General features: G+C 48.8%; 15 protein-coding genes and 1 pseudogene. 4 read left to right on the top strand and 12 right to left on the bottom strand.

Features of this window, described 5'->3' with window-relative positions; genetic code table 11:
- Nucleotides 1-2: 2 nt before the first annotated feature.
- The gene (locus WJT86_RS05665) at nt 3-773 is read right to left on the bottom strand and encodes an IclR family transcriptional regulator (protein WP_346336555.1); all 771 of its coding nucleotides are present in this window, start codon (nt 771-773) and stop codon (nt 3-5) included.
- 248 nt (nt 774-1,021) lie between these two features.
- Between WJT86_RS05665 and WJT86_RS05660 the strand changes: the two genes are divergently transcribed.
- Complete coding sequence (locus WJT86_RS05660; RefSeq protein ID WP_346336554.1) at nt 1,022-2,770, top strand: AsmA family protein; 1,749 nt, start codon at nt 1,022-1,024, stop codon at nt 2,768-2,770.
- 35 nt (nt 2,771-2,805) lie between these two features.
- On the opposite strand, the gene WJT86_RS05655 is transcribed toward WJT86_RS05660, so the two are convergent.
- The 5 genes from WJT86_RS05655 to WJT86_RS05635 form a co-directional block, all read right to left on the bottom strand.
- Nucleotides 2,806-3,675, bottom strand: a complete 870-nt coding sequence (locus WJT86_RS05655) for an ABC transporter permease (protein WP_346336553.1) — start codon at nt 3,673-3,675, stop codon at nt 2,806-2,808.
- Nucleotides 3,672-4,580 carry an ABC transporter permease gene (locus WJT86_RS05650; protein ID WP_346336552.1) on the bottom strand — a complete coding sequence of 303 codons (909 nt, stop codon included), beginning with the start codon at nt 4,578-4,580 and terminating at the stop codon, nt 3,672-3,674. Before WJT86_RS05650 ends, WJT86_RS05655 begins: the two co-directional genes overlap by 4 nt.
- 5 nt (nt 4,581-4,585) lie before the next feature.
- Complete coding sequence (locus tag WJT86_RS05645; protein ID WP_346336551.1) at nt 4,586-5,752, bottom strand: ABC transporter ATP-binding protein; 1,167 nt, start codon at nt 5,750-5,752, stop codon at nt 4,586-4,588.
- A 261-nt stretch (nt 5,753-6,013) separates the two neighbouring features.
- A complete protein-coding gene (locus WJT86_RS05640) occupies nt 6,014-6,700 on the bottom strand; it encodes a Crp/Fnr family transcriptional regulator (RefSeq protein WP_346336550.1) in 687 nt (228 codons plus the stop codon).
- Nucleotides 6,701-6,854: 154 nt separating this feature from the next.
- The gene (locus tag WJT86_RS05635; protein ID WP_346336549.1) at nt 6,855-8,219 is read right to left on the bottom strand and encodes a nucleotide sugar dehydrogenase; all 1,365 of its coding nucleotides are present in this window, start codon (nt 8,217-8,219) and stop codon (nt 6,855-6,857) included.
- A 388-nt stretch (nt 8,220-8,607) separates the two neighbouring features.
- Between WJT86_RS05635 and WJT86_RS05630 the strand changes: the two genes are divergently transcribed.
- Both WJT86_RS05630 and cobB read left to right on the top strand, forming a co-directional pair.
- Nucleotides 8,608-10,482 carry an ABC-F family ATP-binding cassette domain-containing protein gene (locus WJT86_RS05630; protein ID WP_346336548.1) on the top strand — a complete coding sequence of 625 codons (1,875 nt, stop codon included), beginning with the start codon at nt 8,608-8,610 and terminating at the stop codon, nt 10,480-10,482.
- Nucleotides 10,367-11,221: a Sir2 family NAD+-dependent deacetylase gene (gene cobB / locus WJT86_RS05625; protein WP_346336547.1), complete on the top strand. Its 855-nt coding sequence runs from the start codon at nt 10,367-10,369 to the stop codon at nt 11,219-11,221. The genes WJT86_RS05630 and cobB overlap by 116 nt, the downstream gene beginning before the upstream one ends.
- Here the strand turns inward: cobB and WJT86_RS05620 are convergent.
- Nucleotides 11,188-11,793 (bottom strand): class I SAM-dependent methyltransferase, encoded by a 606-nt coding sequence (locus WJT86_RS05620; RefSeq protein ID WP_346336546.1) that lies wholly within the window; start codon nt 11,791-11,793, stop codon nt 11,188-11,190. The two genes, cobB and WJT86_RS05620, sit on opposite strands and share 34 nt — an antisense overlap.
- Before the next feature lie 83 nt (nt 11,794-11,876).
- On the opposite strand from WJT86_RS05620, the gene WJT86_RS05615 reads away from it, so the two are divergent.
- Nucleotides 11,877-12,332: a MarR family winged helix-turn-helix transcriptional regulator gene (locus WJT86_RS05615; protein ID WP_346336545.1), complete on the top strand. Its 456-nt coding sequence runs from the start codon at nt 11,877-11,879 to the stop codon at nt 12,330-12,332.
- A 57-nt stretch (nt 12,333-12,389) separates the two neighbouring features.
- On the opposite strand, the gene WJT86_RS05610 is transcribed toward WJT86_RS05615, so the two are convergent.
- The 5 genes and pseudogenes from WJT86_RS05610 to WJT86_RS05590 form a co-directional block, all read right to left on the bottom strand.
- A complete protein-coding gene (locus WJT86_RS05610) occupies nt 12,390-12,884 on the bottom strand; it encodes an MFS transporter (RefSeq protein ID WP_346336544.1) in 495 nt (164 codons plus the stop codon).
- 35 nt (nt 12,885-12,919) lie between these two features.
- Nucleotides 12,920-13,423 (bottom strand): annotated as a pseudogene (locus tag WJT86_RS05605) (MFS transporter); the annotation flags it as partial.
- A 397-nt stretch (nt 13,424-13,820) separates the two neighbouring features.
- Complete coding sequence (locus WJT86_RS05600) at nt 13,821-14,201, bottom strand: hypothetical protein (protein WP_346336543.1); 381 nt, start codon at nt 14,199-14,201, stop codon at nt 13,821-13,823.
- A gap of 113 nt (nt 14,202-14,314) precedes the next feature.
- Nucleotides 14,315-14,767: a DNA polymerase III subunit chi gene (locus tag WJT86_RS05595; RefSeq protein WP_346336542.1), complete on the bottom strand. Its 453-nt coding sequence runs from the start codon at nt 14,765-14,767 to the stop codon at nt 14,315-14,317.
- Between the two features lie 8 nt (nt 14,768-14,775).
- The gene (locus tag WJT86_RS05590; protein ID WP_346336541.1) at nt 14,776-16,272 is read right to left on the bottom strand and encodes a leucyl aminopeptidase; all 1,497 of its coding nucleotides are present in this window, start codon (nt 16,270-16,272) and stop codon (nt 14,776-14,778) included.
- Between the last annotated feature and the right edge of the window lie 19 nt (nt 16,273-16,291).

Genomic DNA, 16,291 nt, shown 5'->3' with positions numbered 1-16,291 from the left:
TTTTACCGGTCTGGATGATATCCCGAAAACCCAAGCGCACCGGATATCTCATGCGCAACTTCAAGCAGTCGGCTTGCCAGACTGGCTATTCTGTTGTCATCGATCTGAAATGTTGTACCTGCAGCGCTGATTGCTGCAACTATATTTCCATTCATATCGCGAATGGGCGCACCCAGACAGCGGAGGTTTCTGACATCTTCCTCATCATCAATCGCCCATCCCTGCTCCCGAACCTTTGCTAAACATTGTTTGTAAGCCGAGATATCTTGAATTGTTTTTGGCAGCTTTTGCACCCATTCAAACCGTGAAAGTATCTCATCAAGCTCATATTCAGGCATCCATGCCAGCAAGGCTTTTCCAAGTGATGAGCTGTGTAATGAAACGCGTTTCCCTGCCCACGAACTGATGCGGATTGGTTGCTGACATTCGAGTTTTGCCAGATAGACGGCCTCATCGCCTTCCCGAACACCGAGGTGACAAGTTAACTGCACTTCATGTGCCAACTGCCGTAAATAAGGCACCGCAACATCTGAAATATTCCTCTGGGCAGCGGCGATTGAACCAAGCTCAAACAGACGCAGCCCCAATACATAACCGCCATCTGGCTGCTGGGCCAAAGCCCCAATCTCACTGAGGGAGCGCAACAACACATGGGCACTGCTTTTAGGCAGAGAAAGTGTATTTCTGATTTCAGTAAAACCAATACCTGGCTGCCGGGATACGAGATCCAGAATATCAAATCCCTTTTTCAGGGCGGGCGCCGGTATGCTCATAAGTATCTCTGCTAGTCAGTCTGACAACTATGAATTGGCAAACTGTATATCATTCTGATTTATGCCTCTCAATTATGGCTGACTATAAATAGATGCAGCATTTCGACACAATAGAGAAAGTGAATCTATAAAACTAACCAACAAATTGAAAAATAAAGGCTATTTCTTTAGTGGAGATAGTGTTTTTTACCATGCCAAATAGAGCAAGATGCGCTAGTATGCGCGGATGGAAGCTTAATCGGAAAAATATGTCCCGCCGTCTCATTCTTATCCTTGTTCTCTGTTTTGCAGTTATAGCAGCTGTTGCCGCCTTTCCTTGGGGTTTGACCTCAAAGGGGCCGGAGCACCTGCTTGAGCAACAGCTTCGCAAGATTTATGGTATTGATTTTACAGTTAAAGGTGAAACGACGCTCGCCATTCTGCCGATGCCCCGTATCAAGATTGAGCACGCTGAAATTACCGGGCTTAACAATCGTCTTTCAATTAAGGGCGCAACCTTACGTGGCAATATCAGCCTACTAAGCCTGTTACGCGATCAACTTGAACTCTCTGATCTTTCAATCAGTAATGCCCAAACAGTTATTGATCTTCGCGAGACAGATGAGTCTTTCTGGATACGACTGGGTGCATGGCTTCAACTGCGCTCAGTCAATGCACCAATACCAGCCGTAAAGGTCATTGGTAACAACCTACGTATTTTGAGAAGCAGCCACCCAGATATTATCCTCAGTACCATTGATGGTGAGGCCTACTGGCAGGGCAGCTCATCCCCTTTACGCTTATCCGGACAGGCAGAGTGGAACGGAGAGATAATAACTCTTCAGAGATCATCTTTCGTTCCCGGAAATCTCCTGACAGGTAAAAGCAGCCCTTATACTCTTGAAATGGCTACATCTGACAGTGCTCTGTCACTTGCAGGCGATATCCGTCTTGATCGTCAATGGAATGTCTCACTGTCTGGGAAAAGTACATTCACGACAAAATCAATGCGTAGATTTGCTGCCTGGTCTGATTTCCCAATACCTGCCTCACCTCTCATTGAAAGTTTTGCCATAGACGGAGCCTTTACGACCGATAAAAACCTGCTGTCATGGCCGACTGTTAAAATCCTGCTTGGCGACAATAAGCTCGAAGGCTCGCTTTCTTTCCGGTTTGGCTCAAAAGCGCATTCTGTGTCAGGAACACTCGCTTCTGACAACCTTGATGTGACAGCCTATGTGGAGGCCGCTCAGGCTTTATATGCGCAACAGCCAACTGATATTTCCTTCAAACAGCTTAATCGCTCTGATCTGGATGTCCGCCTTTCTGCCTCAGCAGTTCGCATCCGCAAGCTTGAGCTGTCTGATATGGCGCTGGGGTTGATTATTAAACCCGACCGGCTGGAGGTTTCTCTGGGCAGAGCCTCACTTGATAATGGTTCGGTCAAAGGTCGCTTTCTGCTGACCGGCTCATCGGATATCCGAGAACTGAAACTTCAGACAACGGTCAATGATCTTAATCTTGCCAAGGTCAATAAAGGCCTCGGCGTAGACCCGATTATCAGCGGAGCACTTTCTGGTAGCCTCTCGCTTGAAGGCCAAGGTCATACGTTAAATGAAACCCTTCAGATGAGCCATGGCAAGGCAACCTTCTTTATCAATAATGGCGTCTTGGAAAAGCTGGATATTCCTGCAACGGTCAAGCTGGCTGAACAACCAACAAAAGAGCTGCCTGCCCCGGTTTCAGGTACAACCCCTTTTAAGCTTGCAAGCTTCGGCCTGCACTTCGATACCGGCATCGGTACGCTCTCGGATGGCACCATTCAGATGTCAGATGCGCGCGCAATCATTACAGGCAGCGTCTCACTGGCAGACCGCATGGTCGCCTTAAACGCCCTGATCGCGAGCGCTCTCAATGCCCCTGCGCATGATGTCTCGATTACAGCCCACGGGCCATGGGAAAAGCCAGCCATGGCACTCAGACCTCATGAGAAAGAAAAAGAGCAGCCTACCGAATAGGCTGCTCTTGCAATCTTCATATAAGAAAATCAGTCTTAATTGGCAGGTACTTCGTTGTCGGCCATAGCCGCCTTGATCTCGGCAGCTTCGGCCTGCGCAGCTTTCTTTTCAGCTTCGGCCTCTTCAGCGATCTTGCGCTTTGTCAGCAGACCTGCGCTAATCACGCCGATTGCAACAATACCAATCAGAATGGTTGATGCAGCATTGATCTCAGGCGTTACACCAAGACGAACCTGGCTGTAGATACGCATCGGGAGTGTTGTAGCCCCCGGCCCCGAGGTAAAGCTTGCAATCACCAGATCATCCAGTGACAGCGTAAAAGCCAGCAGGAAGCCCGCACCGATTGCTGGGAAGATAATCGGCAATGTCACCTTCATGAAGGTCTGGAGCGGTGTTGCACCTAAATCCATAGCGGCTTCTTCCAGAGAGCGATCAAAGGTCAGCAGTCGGGATTGCACAACAACAGTCACAAAGCACATTGTCAGTGTTACATGTGCCAACATCACCGTCCAGAAGCCGCGATCAAAATCAATAGCAACAAACAGCAGCAAAAGTGACAGGCCCGTAATAACCTCTGGCATAACCATCGGCGCATAGACCATCCCGGTAAAGATGGTCCTGCCCCGGAAGCGGCCATACCGCACAAGAGCAATGGCCGCTAATGTACCAAGCACAGTTGCCAGGGTTGCTGAGGTGAAAGCAAGACGCAGTGTAATCCACGCTGCATCAAGCAATGGCTGGTTGTTCCAGAGCGCCACATACCACTGGGTTGAGAAACCTCCCCACACAGTCACCAGACGTGACGCGTTGAAGGAGTAGACAACCAGTAGCAAGATTGGCAGGTACAGAAACGCAAACCCGAATGCCAGAACGGTTGCATTAAAAGGTCCAAGCGAACGCTTCATGGCTTGCCCTCCTCTGCCCGACGGGTTTCAGCATTCTGATAAAGAACAATCGGAATAACAAGGAAGCAGAGCAGGACAATCGCAACAGCAGAAGCAAGTGGCCAATCTCTATTGGAGAAGAACTCACTCCACAGTGTTTTACCGATCATCAGCGTCTCAGAGCCGCCCAGCAGATCAGGAATAACAAACTCACCGACAGCCGGAATGAAGCATAGCAGAGAACCTGCGATGATACCCGGTTTTGCCAGTGGTACTGTAATTGTCCAGAACGCACGCCATGGTGGGCAGCCCAAATCCTGTGCCGCTTCAATCAGGCTCTCATCCATCTTCTCAAGGGTTGCATAAAGTGGCAGAACCATGAATGGCAGGTAGGCATACACGATACCAATAAACACCGCGACTTCTGTGCCCATAATATTAAGAGGCTCAGAAATCAGGCCAATGGACATCAGCATCTGGTTCAGAAGTCCTTCCGGCTTCAGAATGGCAATCCACGCATAAATACGAATGAGAAAGCTTGTCCAGAATGGAAGAATAATCAGTGCAAGCAGCATTGGACGCCAGCTTTTAGGAGCCCGCGCCATTGCATTGGCGATCGGAAAACCAACCAGGAGAAGCAGTAAGGTTGAGATGAAAGCAATGCGGATCGACGAGACAAACGCATCAATATACAGACTGTCACCAACCAGCATCTTGAAGTTTTCAAAGCTCAGCGCTGAAAAATACCCGCTGATATCACTCCAGTTCCAGACCGGCTCATAAGGTGGCTGGGCCGTCGCATATTGCGACAGGCTGATTTTGAAAACAATCAGGAAAGGTAACAGGAAAAACATGCCCAGCCATAGAAATGGTATGGCTGGTACAAGTGTTCTCAGTCCGATTTTTTTGCCGTCACGTTCTGCCATCACGGTCACCGTGACAGGATGACGGCCGCATTCGGCACGAAGGAAAGTTCGACGCGTTCATCCCAACTGATTGGATTGTCGACATAACGGTTTACGTTTGCACGCGAAACCCTGACAAGCGCACCACAATCAAGCTTAATACGATAGACTGTCCAGTCACCGAGATAACCGATATCCCACACCTCACCCTTCATCAGGTTTGGTGAGTTTTCTGGCAGCTTACGACCGATGATCATCTTTTCAGGGCGAATAGCGATTGCAATTTCCTGCCCGTCATCAAGAACTTCATCAGCATCATCAATGGTCATAAAATCTTCAGAAGCAGCAGTTGCGATATGCCAGTGGCCAACTTCATTACGCCCGGCAACCTTACCTTCAATCACGTTTACATCGCCAACGAACTCGGCAATGAAGCGGGTATTCGGCTGCTCATAAATTTCACCCGGTGTACCAACCTGCTCGATATGCCCCTTGTTCATAACGGCAATACGATCAGCCATTGTCATGGCCTCTTCCTGATCGTGGGTCACAACCACGAAGGTTGTGCCAAGATCATTCTGAAGATCCATCAATTCAAACTGTGTTTCTTCACGCAGTTTCTTATCAAGAGCACCAAGCGGCTCATCGAGAAGCAGAACTTTTGGTCTTTTGGCAAGGGCGCGCGCAAGTGCAACACGCTGGCGCTGTCCTCCTGAAAGCTGTGATGGGTAACGATTGGCCAAACGCTCCAACTGCACAAGCTTCAGCATTTCCTGAACGCGCTGATCAATTTCCTTCGCAGCCATTCCATCCTGCTTCAGACCAAACGCAATATTCTTGGAGACATTCATATGCGGGAACAGAGCATATGACTGGAACATCATATTGACCGGACGATTGTATGGCGGCACGCCAGACAAATCCTGCCCACCCAGAATGACTTTTCCGGAGGTCGGCTGTTCAAAGCCAGCAAGCATGCGCATCAGTGTCGTTTTACCACAGCCAGACGGGCCGAGCAGACAGAAGAACTCGCCCTCATAAATATTGAGAGAGAGATCTGTCACGGCAACAGTATCACTGAACTGCTTTGTTACAGACTCAAAGCGGATCAGAGGTTTGGCTGCAGGGTCATTCCACGGAGCAAAATTGCTGCGCACGGCACCCAGACGAACACGTTGTGATTGCAAGGCCAATTAACCGGAAACTCCTATTGGGGGCGCTCTGCCCAAAGGGTCACATCAACATGCCGTCCTCTGCCTTGCCAGCTAAAGAAAACCAGCCTGACCTTTATACGGCGCGAAGGGTCGTACTACTCGCCAAAGACTAGAAAAACAACCATGAATTTCAGTCATTATGGACAATAATATTCTCAACCAGAAAATCAGGGGTATTTTTGGCTTCAAATAATCATTTTTCTGACTTTCCGGTGCATGTACACCTGTGGAAAGACCAGCTTAACCGTCTTCGCGCAAGGCCTCGGAAACACGCGTCTGCATGACCTCAGGCTTCATGAGAACCAGCGCACCGCGCGTTCTCTCAATCAACCCTTCCTGAGTCATGGTTGAAAACTCACGTGTTACCTGCTCACGGCGGCAACCAATGCGGCCTGCGAGAACGTGATGATATGGAGGCGGTGTCACAACACGCTGCCCCTCATGCCCATGACGCTGAACAGACATACGGAGTAACTCCGCATATAATCTGTGCCGCAAGTCCAGAACCGTATGCTCAACAATACGGGCATTCAGTTCACGAATGCGGTTTGTCAAAATACGGAACATACGCTCAGCAACGATTGGCGTATTATAGACAACTTCACGGAAAACAGCGGCTGGCATAATGCAGACTTCACCGCGTGTCAGAGCCGTAACGTTGGCAGAGCGTTTTACACCGTCAACAGCCGCCAGCTCGCCAAAAAGCTCACCGCCACGCATTTCGTTAAGGATGACTTCCTTACCGGCAGCCGTACGCATCAGAATACGCACATCACCGGAAATCAGAAAATAGACATCGGTTGAAGGATCATCAAAATCCATCAGGATTTCATTAGGATCAAATTTCTTCCAGCGACAGCGGCTTTCGACGGTCGCAAAATCAATTCCAGCGTCCTTTAAAAGAGCAAAATCCGCTAATCGCATCATATCCCATTCTCAACTTTTACGAGTCCGAATGATGCATTCAGACCAACCGTTTATTCAAGAGGCAATTATCAATTTCTTATGACGTTTTATTGAACTGATGGGTCAAAAAATATCAACTCAAGAAAATCTAACTACCGAAAAATATTCTAACTCATTACGCCTTAACGACTTTATCGGAAATAATGCCCGCTTTATGGCATGCATTACGTGTATCAATAATCAGTCGTGAATTATCAGCTATCTGTGCGTAATTTATAATATCGTGATCCGTCACAATCAGCACCGCACTGTAGCTGCCAAGTGCAGCCTCACTTAAAGCAACGCTTTTCCGATTCTTGAAGTGTCCGTACTCCCGCGTTGCAGGAATTTCAGACACATAGGGATCGTAAAAATCAACCCGTGCTCCCCGCTCTTCCAGAAGCTCCATCAGCTTGAGGGCCGGGCTTTCACGGATATCATCAACATTCTTCTTATAGGCCAGGCCAACGAGCAGAATACGAGCGTCTTTCAGACCTTCGCCAAACCGGCGATCAAGGCTCTCTGCAAGGCGCTCAACAACCTTATAAGGCATCCGGGTATTGATCTCGCCGGCAAGCTCAATGAAACGCGCTGGCGTATCATATTCCTTGGCTTTCCAGCTCAGGTAAAAAGGATCAATCGGAATACAGTGCCCGCCAAGCCCCGGCCCGGGATAGAAAGGCATAAACCCGAATGGCTTTGTTTTCGCTGCCTCAATTACTTCCCAGATATCAATTCCCATAGCGTCATAGACACCCTTGAGCTCATTCACGAGCGCAATGTTGACCGCGCGGAAAATATTCTCTGTCAGCTTAACAGCCTCTGCTGTTGCCGTTGATGATACCGGAACCGTCTTATCAATCAGAGCACCATAAAGTGCATTGGCAACCCGTAGGGCATCTGGTCCCTCACCTCCAACAACTTTAGGAATACGTGTTGTCGAGAAATCAATATTGCCCGGGTCTTCGCGCTCAGGTGAAAAAGCCAGCAGAAAATCCTGCCCGCACTTAAGCCCGGTATGTTCAAGAATAGGTTTGACGACTTCTGTCGTCGTCCCCGGATAGGTTGTCGACTCAAGAACAATCAGCTGTCCAGCTTTAAGATGTCTGGCAATCTCTTCTGTCGTATTACGGATATAGGATAAATCAGGTGTTCCGTGCTTTGTCAGAGGTGTCGGAACACAAATAATGATGGCATCAACTTCAGCAAGAGCATTAAACGAACTGGTTGCACGAAACAGCCCGTTCGCAACTGCACGTGCAACAGCACCTTCCGGCAAATGGCGGATCATGGGCTCACCACGATTTAACCCGGCAACGCGCTCTTCATTGATATCAAAACCAATAACCTTGAAGCCTGCGCTTACGCCAGCAAGTGATAAAGGCAACCCAACATAGCCAAGGCCAATCACGCCAATGGTAAACTTACGCTCCTCAATAGAGGTGACAAGCTGGTCTGCCAGAGCTGGCTTAGGTGCACTATCGAGGCGGGATGAAGACATACAGGAAACCATCTGCAAATATGAGGCCATATTTGTAGTGCTGCCGCAGCCACATAAAGTCAACCACTAGTCTTTTCCAACATCATGAAAAACCTGTGTTTTCACAACTCAGGCAGGAAGTACAAGAAGGCTGTAGGACGAAAGTGTCAGCGCCAGCAGGAGGGAAGCAATAACAACCCTGTTTGCCGTCCATGAAAAAAATCTGGTTCTTAAATTATAATACATATCAGCCAACGGGAAAATAATTTCCGAATCAATACGTTAGTTTGAACATTCTCAGTGTTGACCATGGCTGAATAAGGGCGAAACAGTGTCATCCCCGCTATTTTAAGGCACTTGCTGCAAAGGCCTTGCTAAAAAGGACCGAAAGAGCCAAAACCAAATCATTATGTTGCATTTATCTGATATTACCTACCGTATTGGTGAACGCCTTTTATTTGATCACGCTTCCCTTGCCATCCCAACGGGAGCGCGTGTCGGGCTTGTTGGCCGCAATGGAACAGGTAAAACAACCCTGTTCAAGATCATTCAGGGCGAACTCTCTTCTGAGTCTGGTTCTATCAGCCTGCCACGTAATACCCGCATTGGCGCCGTTGCTCAGGAAGCCCCGAGTGGTCCAGAGAAACTGATTGATGTTGTCTTGGCTGCAGATACAGAGCGCCTTTCACTTATGAAAGAAGCCGAAACAGCTGATGGCCTGCGACGTGCTGAAATTGAAACCCGCCTGGCAGATATCGGAGCCCATGCAGCACCTGCCCGCGCAGCCGCTATTTTGCACGGTCTTGGCTTTGATCATGAAGCACAACAAAGACCATGTTCGGATTTTTCCGGGGGCTGGCGCATGCGCGTTGCCCTTGCGGCCATTCTCTTTTCAGAACCAGATCTGCTGCTTCTCGACGAACCGACAAACTATCTGGATATTGAAGGGACATTGTGGCTCTACAATTATCTTGAGAAATATCCGCATACCATCCTGATCATCAGCCACGACCGCGAACTGCTGGACACCTCTGTCGACCATATTGCCCATCTGCAACAAGGCAAGCTGACACTGTTCCGTGGCGGCTATTCCTCGTTCGCACGCCAATATGCCGAGAAGCTTGAGCTCGCCGCCAAAATGCAGGCCAAGCAGGAAGCAGAGCGTAAACATCTGCAGTCTTTCGTTGACAGGTTTCGTGCAAAGGCAACCAAAGCCCGTCAGGCCCAATCACGTGTCAAACGCCTTGAGAAGCTTGAGCCTATCTCTGTCTTTATAGAAGATGATGCGCTCAAATTTGATCTGCCGGGCCCGGATCGTACTCTTGCACCACCATTAATTGCCATTGAGCAGGCAGCTGTCGGCTATAACGAGAAGATCATTCTTGATCATCTCAATCTGACAGTACTGCCGGATGATCGCATTGCCCTGCTCGGTTCCAACGGTAATGGTAAATCCACATTCTGTAAGCTGGTTGGTGGCCGTTTACCGCCGCTAAAGGGCACGATGCAAGCATCATCGAAGATGAAGGTCGCTTATTTTGCTCAGCACCAGCTTGATGAACTACGCCCAAATGCAACTGTGTTTGATCATGTAGCAGAGCGTATTCCCGGTGCACCTGTTGCACAGATACGCTCCCGCGCTGCCCGGTTCGGGTTTTCCGGCCCCCGGGCTGATACACCTGTTTCCTCCCTTTCCGGAGGCGAGAAGGCGCGTCTTCTTATGGGACTGGCAGCATTTGACAGCCCGGACCTGCTCATCCTCGACGAACCGACCAACCACCTCGACATAGATAGCCGCACCGCATTGATGGAAGCGATCAATGATTATACTGGCGCGGTCATTCTCGTCAGCCACGATCGCTTCTTGATTGAAACCTGCGCTGATCGTCTCTGGCTCGTTGCCGATGGCGCCGTGAAGCCATTTAATGGTGACATGGATGATTATAAGGACTTTGTTCTCTCTGGCGGAAGTGAAGATACCAAACGCAAGCAGCCAGAAGAAGCAACAGCATCACGCACAGATGAGCGCCGGGCAGCAGCAGAGTTGCGCGTTGCTCTTGCACCTCTTCGCAAACGTCTTGAAGCTATTGAAGCAAAGATAAAAAAGCTGTCTGAGGTTATCGAAAAGGTCGATAATGCCCTCGGGGATGGCACCGCCTTTCTTAAAGATGCCACCAAGGCTTCTGAGCTTGCCCGTATGCGAGCAGAGGCGGCAGGTGCTCTGGAAAAAGCAGAAGAAGAATGGCTTACTCTCAGTTCTGAAATTGAAGAAGCCAGTCAGTAAGAGGCAATCAACAATGAGCCCACAGATAATCAAACCCTATAATATCGTCATTCTTACCGGAGCCGGAATTTCAGCTGAATCTGGCATTCCAACGTTCCGGGCAGCAGATGGCTTATGGGAAAATCATCGGGTTCAGGATGTGGCAACCCCTGAGGGCTTCATGCATGACCCGGAACTGGTTCAGCGCTTTTATAATGAGCGCCGGGCAGTCCTTCACAGTGATAACATCAAGCCGAATGCGGCCCATGAAGCGCTTGCCCGCCTTCAGAGAGAACATAAGGGTAAGGTGACTCTGGTTACTCAGAATATTGATAACCTTCATGAACGCGCAGGCTCTACTGGTGTCATTCACATGCATGGAGAGCTCTTGAAAGTCCGCTGTGTCGAGACTGACCATATCTACGACTGGGAAGGTGATGTCACCGCTCAAAGCCGTTGCACATGCTGCACACCTGCCAACTGGTTAAGGCCGCATGTTGTCTGGTTTGGTGAAATACCCGTTGGCCTTGAAGAGATCTCTGATGCCATGGACGATGTTGATCTGTTTGTTGCCATCGGAACTTCAGGCAATGTCTATCCGGCTGCCGGATTCGTTTCTGAAGCCCGCGCCATGGGTGCAAAGACTATTGAAATTAATCTTGAGCCTGCCAACAACAACCACCTCTTCAATGATGGCCTTTATGGCCTTGCCAGTGAAAAGGTCCCTCAATGGGTGGATTCACTGTTAAGCGAAACATGAACTGGTCGGCGTTTTGTAATCCGGTAAACGGCAGCGGGCGGAAATTTGTTATAGGTTACGCCAACGCGTGTAGCTTTTAACCCAAGCCGATCCAGAATTTTCCGCGGAACCGGGCATCGTGGCCCATAAGTAAACTGGTAGAATGCTGCATCGGGCTGCATATAACAAAATGCACCAGCCAGAGTTGCCATAACTTTTCGACCTGACATTGACAGTAATGGTAGCCCACTAATCACGGCCCCGACACGCCTCCCCTTATACAGCTCACTCTGCTGCAAACGACATGCATCCATTTGAAGAATACGTGCTTCAGGAAAACGGGTTTCCAGCATCTGACAGAACTCTTCACCGGCCTCAATCAAAGTCAAATTCTCTTCAGAAACACCTTGCATAAGCAGTGCCTGAGTGAAAACACCCGTACCGGAGCCCAGCTCGAGTACATGACCGGTTGCCGATGAGACTTCCCGTGAGATCAGCCTTGCCAGAGCATTTCCGGAAGGAATGATGGATGCAACACGTAATGGATCCGAAAGCCATTCTTTAAAAAAGGATACCGTGTCTGAATATGACATCAACTTGCCTCACTATATATGTGTAAAATACACATATCATAAGGATAGACATCGGCAACTATAAATGTGTAATATACACACAAATGATAAATGACCTTCATAAAGCTATTCTTGACCTGAACGGTGTACTGCATAGCCCACGCATTGAAAATCAGGTTATGCAACAGGCAGGTGTCGAGCTTGATCGTGCCCTGTTTCCTCTCCTTTTACGCATTGGTATGAGAGGCCCTATTGGTGTTGTTAAACTGGCAGAACAGGTTGGCAGAGATCATTCAACCGTCAGCAGACAAGTAGCTAAACTGGAAAGTCTGGGACTTATCACGCGCCAATCCGGCCAAGCCGATCAGCGTATGAAAGAAGCCTGCATTACTGATAGTGGCCAAAAGCTTGTCAGGGCAATCGCCCATATTCATGATGGTATCGTTGAGAAAGCTCTGGAGCACTGGTCAGAGAGTGACCGTGAACAGCTGACCATCCTCATGCGAAAGTTAGCCGATTCAGCCCTGAGTTACGTTAATATCAAAATAGAACAGGCCTGAACATCTCAAGCTCAGGCCTGTCTTTTCATTTTATTTGTCGCTCACTTAATATAATAGCTACTTGGTATCTGGGTGTATTTTACCAAGACAGAAAACCATAATGGCACTGATAAGCAATGAAATTGCCAGCGCATAAAGAGCGCCATCTGCTCCGCCACTTGCATCTTTGACCCAGCCAATTGCGTATGGGCCAATCCAGCCACCAATATTGCCAACAGAGTTAATCAACCCGGTTGCGCCAGCAGCCGCCGCCGCACCTGAGAGGAATGTTGTTGGAATGGTCCACCATGTTCCCATAGGCGCATAGGTTCCGATGGCAACGAGCATAACGGCAATAATAACAACAGTTGTGTTGGAGGCAGAAGCCCACATCAGGAAGCCAATAGCTGCAGCAACCAATGGAATGCCGACATGTAAACGGGATTCTTTGCGCTTTGAAGCTGAGTTCCCGATAAAGATTGTTGCCAGAAGAGCCATTCCCATTGGTACGGTTGCGAATAGGCCAACCTGTTTTGGAGACCAACCGGTAACTCCTTCAACAACAAGCGGCATCCAGAAGCTGAAGCCCCAAAGCCAGTAATCCAGAAGAAGTAAATAGCGCAGAGATAAAGAACTTTTTTGTCAAAAAGAACCTGAAGCAACGAGAGCTTTTCCATCTTGACTTTGTTCTTTTTCTCTTCCTGCAAGGAGGTAATAAGGTAATCTTTCTCTTCCTGGGTCAGCCACGACACCTTTGCTGGATCATCCTTGATCCAGAAGATAAATACGAAACCATAGAGAACAGTGATACTGCCTTCCAGTATCATCAGATTTTGCCAGCCACTCAGCCCAAACAGCTTAAGGCCAACCATCCAGCCCGCAAGAGGAGCGCCGATAATGGCCGAAACCATCATTGATGTCAGGGTAATGGAAATGGCACGTGCGCGATTTTCAGCCGTAAACCAGCGTGGAATGATACTGGCATAGATAACCGGATAGAGGCTGGCCTCACAGGCACCCAACAGGAAACGCAGAATGAAGAAGTGCCACTCATTTTGCATGAAGGCCATGGCGACACAGACGGCACCCCATGTAAACATGATGCGTGCGATCCATTTGCTCGGGCTCTACTTTTCCGCCAAGAGCGCACCTGGAACTTCGAACAGCACATAACCGGCAAAGAAGATGCCAGCCCCCATCCCATATATTTTGCCATCAAAATTAAGATCTGCATTTATGCTGCTGGCAGCAAAATGCAATGTTCACCCTATCAAGATAGGCAAGAATGGATGCAAAAAAAAGCGGAAACAAAATGCGCAGGATCGCTTTCTTCTACACACTTTGCGAAATATTATTACTCATAAACACAATTGTGTCTTAATCGGAAACGCACACGTAAGTAAATGTTATTTTATATATTTTTCGTGAAACCATAAAATTAGCCTCATTCCGACTGGGAATGAGGCTAAGCTTTCGCAGACTTAAAATATAGATCGAGGCTACATCAGATCACTTCACGGTGCGATCAAGCTTATTATTGATGAAGAAATAGAGTTCACGGCCTGTTGGCTCTGCATAGAGAACCTGTGTTTCACGACCACCGCGACCACTTTCACCGATCAGAACATCTGTTGGTGGTTTGCCTTTCAGACGTACCAGATCGCATTCACCAATACCTGCATCAATTGTCATGGCAACAGCTGGTGCCTGCTCACTGCATGTCCCGTCCTGTAAAAGTACCGGCCCAAAATTCTGCGGCTGCACCTGAGGTTGAACAGGCCGTACCGGCTGTACCTGAGGCCGATTTGCGCTTGAGTTACAGGCCCCGACAGCCAAAGCCAGAACAGCAGCCAGAGAATAAACAGATACTTTCACGAAATTAGTTTTCATTGTGTTTTCCTGAGCTTATGCAGCAAGAGAATCGTTGTTAGCAGACTAAAGCAAAACAAATTGTAATGAAAAGGCTTTTGCAGAACAGGCCTTACATGGATGTGCGAAAAACCTTAAGCTTTTTGCTCCCAGCGGCCACGCTCATTCTGCTGCCAATAGGAAGCTTCTAATCCTGAGGCTTTTACGTCTTTCCACTGCTGCCGTACCCGGTTCAGCAAGTCCGGATCGTTACCGTCAAAAACAACGGCGATACGTTGATAGCTTGTAATATTCTCTGGCAGTTCAGAGCCCTCCGCAAGAAAACGAATTTCTGCATTATTGGGGTTCTCGGAACCTACAGTCAAAACAATTGGCTGCGAGACCGCAGATGGTTCATTTGCCGGTGCGTGAGGCAGGAAGCTCTCTTCAGAAAATGTCCAGAGATGATCATCAAGTGCAGATAATCTTTCTTCGCTTGCAACCTGAACAACAGCCTTCCAGCCCTTCTCAACCGTTTTGAGCAGAAGAACCGGAAGTGTTGCTTCCAGCGGCTGGCGCTGGAGATGATAGAACCAGACATCAACCATGAATGCACTTAGCCTTCATAGTTATCACGGACAACGCGATCGAGGAGACGAACACCCCAGCCGGAAGCCCATGTCTGGCTGATCTCATTCTTCGGAGAATTCATGGCCGTACCGGCGATATCAAGATGAACCCAAGGCACATCATTGACAAAACGCTGCAGGAAGGCTGCAGCTGTACTGGCACCTGCCAGACGCCCGCCCGTATTCTTGATATCAGCGAACTGGGATTCAATCATTTTATCGAATTCCTGCCCAAGCGGCATCCGCCAGACTTTCTCACCCGTTACCGTACCAGCTTTCTGCAACTGCTCAGCCAGTTCGTCATTGTTGGAGAACATACCTGTTAGCGTATTACCCAAGGCAATCATGATGGCGCCAGTCAGTGTCGCCAGATCAATCATGAACTTTGGCTTGAAACGCTCCTGCGTGTACCAGAGCGCATCTGCCAGAACCATACGGCCTTCTGCATCGGTATTGATGACTTCAATTGTTGTGCCCGACATGGCCGTAACAATATCGCCGGGGCGTTGCGCATTACCATCCGGCATATTCTCAACAAGCCCGATCACTCCAACAGCATTGACCTTCGCTTTACGGCCAGCCAATGCACACATCAGACCGGTAACACAGGCAGCACCACCCATATCACCCTTCATATCTTCCATGCCCTGAGCCGGCTTAATGGAAATACCACCGGTATCAAAGCAGACACCCTTACCAACAAAAGCGATAGGCTCTTTCTTACCCTTACCGCCATTCCAGCGCATGATAACAACTTTGCTGCTGTTTGCAGAGCCCTGCCCGACAGCCAGCAAGGAGCGCATACCAAGTTTGGCAAGCTCTTTTTCTTCAAGAACTTCAACCTCAAGGCCAAGCTTTTCAAGAGCAGACGCGCGCTTGGCAAACTCAGCCGGATTCAGGATATTGGCAGGCTCATTGACCAACGTACGTGCCAGAATGACACCATCAGCGACCGGGTCAACATGCTTGAAAGCTTTCTTTGTGGCATCGGCATCAGCAACCGCAAAAACAACTTTAGTCAGGTGATCATTATTTGCATCGTCACCTTTCTTCTTGCTCTTGTACTGATCAAAACGATAGCCACGCAACCGAACACCAAAAGCCATTTCAGCAACGTTTTCCGGAAGAATCTCCGTGCTAACAGAATCTGCAATAATCAGAGCAGAACCCTTCTTTGCCGCTGCAGCACAAGCGCCCCCAACATTAGCCCAATCAAGCTTTTCTGCGTCTTTCTTGCCGCCCAGACCAACAACCACGAGACGTCCAGCGCCAATTTCCGATGGAGCAACAATACTTATGGAAGAAAGATACGCGCCTTTAAAGCCTTCAACCTTTACGGCTTTCTGAAGTAATGCTGTCAGCCCTTTACCAAGTACAGCAATCGCCTGAGCCGAGGGCTTAAGGTCCTCCCCAACCAGAATAACAGCTGTATCTGCCTTTGCCTCAGCAAAAGCCTGAAATTCGAACTTGGGACTGTGGGACATTATCTTCTCCAGAATATTT

The organism is Hohaiivirga grylli, from assembly GCF_039655745.1.
In the GTDB taxonomy this organism is placed as follows: Bacteria; Pseudomonadota; Alphaproteobacteria; order Rhizobiales; family Beijerinckiaceae; genus Hohaiivirga; species Hohaiivirga grylli.
Note: the sequence above shows the minus strand (reverse complement) of the source record. Positions and strands in the feature narration are given on the sequence as shown.

Coding starts and splice junctions, on each gene's coding strand:
- WJT86_RS05665 (WP_346336555.1), bottom strand. CDS start 773: ATGAGCATACCGGCGCCCGCCCTGAAAAAGGGATTTGATATTCTGGAT.
- WJT86_RS05660 (WP_346336554.1), top strand. CDS start 1,022: ATGTCCCGCCGTCTCATTCTTATCCTTGTTCTCTGTTTTGCAGTTATA.
- WJT86_RS05655 (WP_346336553.1), bottom strand. CDS start 3,675: ATGAAGCGTTCGCTTGGACCTTTTAATGCAACCGTTCTGGCATTCGGG.
- WJT86_RS05650 (WP_346336552.1), bottom strand. CDS start 4,580: ATGGCAGAACGTGACGGCAAAAAAATCGGACTGAGAACACTTGTACCA.
- WJT86_RS05640 (WP_346336550.1), bottom strand. CDS start 6,700: ATGATGCGATTAGCGGATTTTGCTCTTTTAAAGGACGCTGGAATTGAT.
- WJT86_RS05635 (WP_346336549.1), bottom strand. CDS start 8,219: ATGTCTTCATCCCGCCTCGATAGTGCACCTAAGCCAGCTCTGGCAGAC.
- WJT86_RS05630 (WP_346336548.1), top strand. CDS start 8,608: ATGTTGCATTTATCTGATATTACCTACCGTATTGGTGAACGCCTTTTA.
- cobB (WP_346336547.1), top strand. CDS start 10,367: ATGCCACCAAGGCTTCTGAGCTTGCCCGTATGCGAGCAGAGGCGGCAG.
- WJT86_RS05620 (WP_346336546.1), bottom strand. CDS start 11,793: ATGTCATATTCAGACACGGTATCCTTTTTTAAAGAATGGCTTTCGGAT.
- WJT86_RS05615 (WP_346336545.1), top strand. CDS start 11,877: ATGATAAATGACCTTCATAAAGCTATTCTTGACCTGAACGGTGTACTG.
- WJT86_RS05610 (WP_346336544.1), bottom strand. CDS start 12,884: ATGCCGCTTGTTGTTGAAGGAGTTACCGGTTGGTCTCCAAAACAGGTT.
- WJT86_RS05600 (WP_346336543.1), bottom strand. CDS start 14,201: ATGAAAACTAATTTCGTGAAAGTATCTGTTTATTCTCTGGCTGCTGTT.
- WJT86_RS05595 (WP_346336542.1), bottom strand. CDS start 14,767: ATGGTTGATGTCTGGTTCTATCATCTCCAGCGCCAGCCGCTGGAAGCA.
- WJT86_RS05590 (WP_346336541.1), bottom strand. CDS start 16,272: ATGTCCCACAGTCCCAAGTTCGAATTTCAGGCTTTTGCTGAGGCAAAG.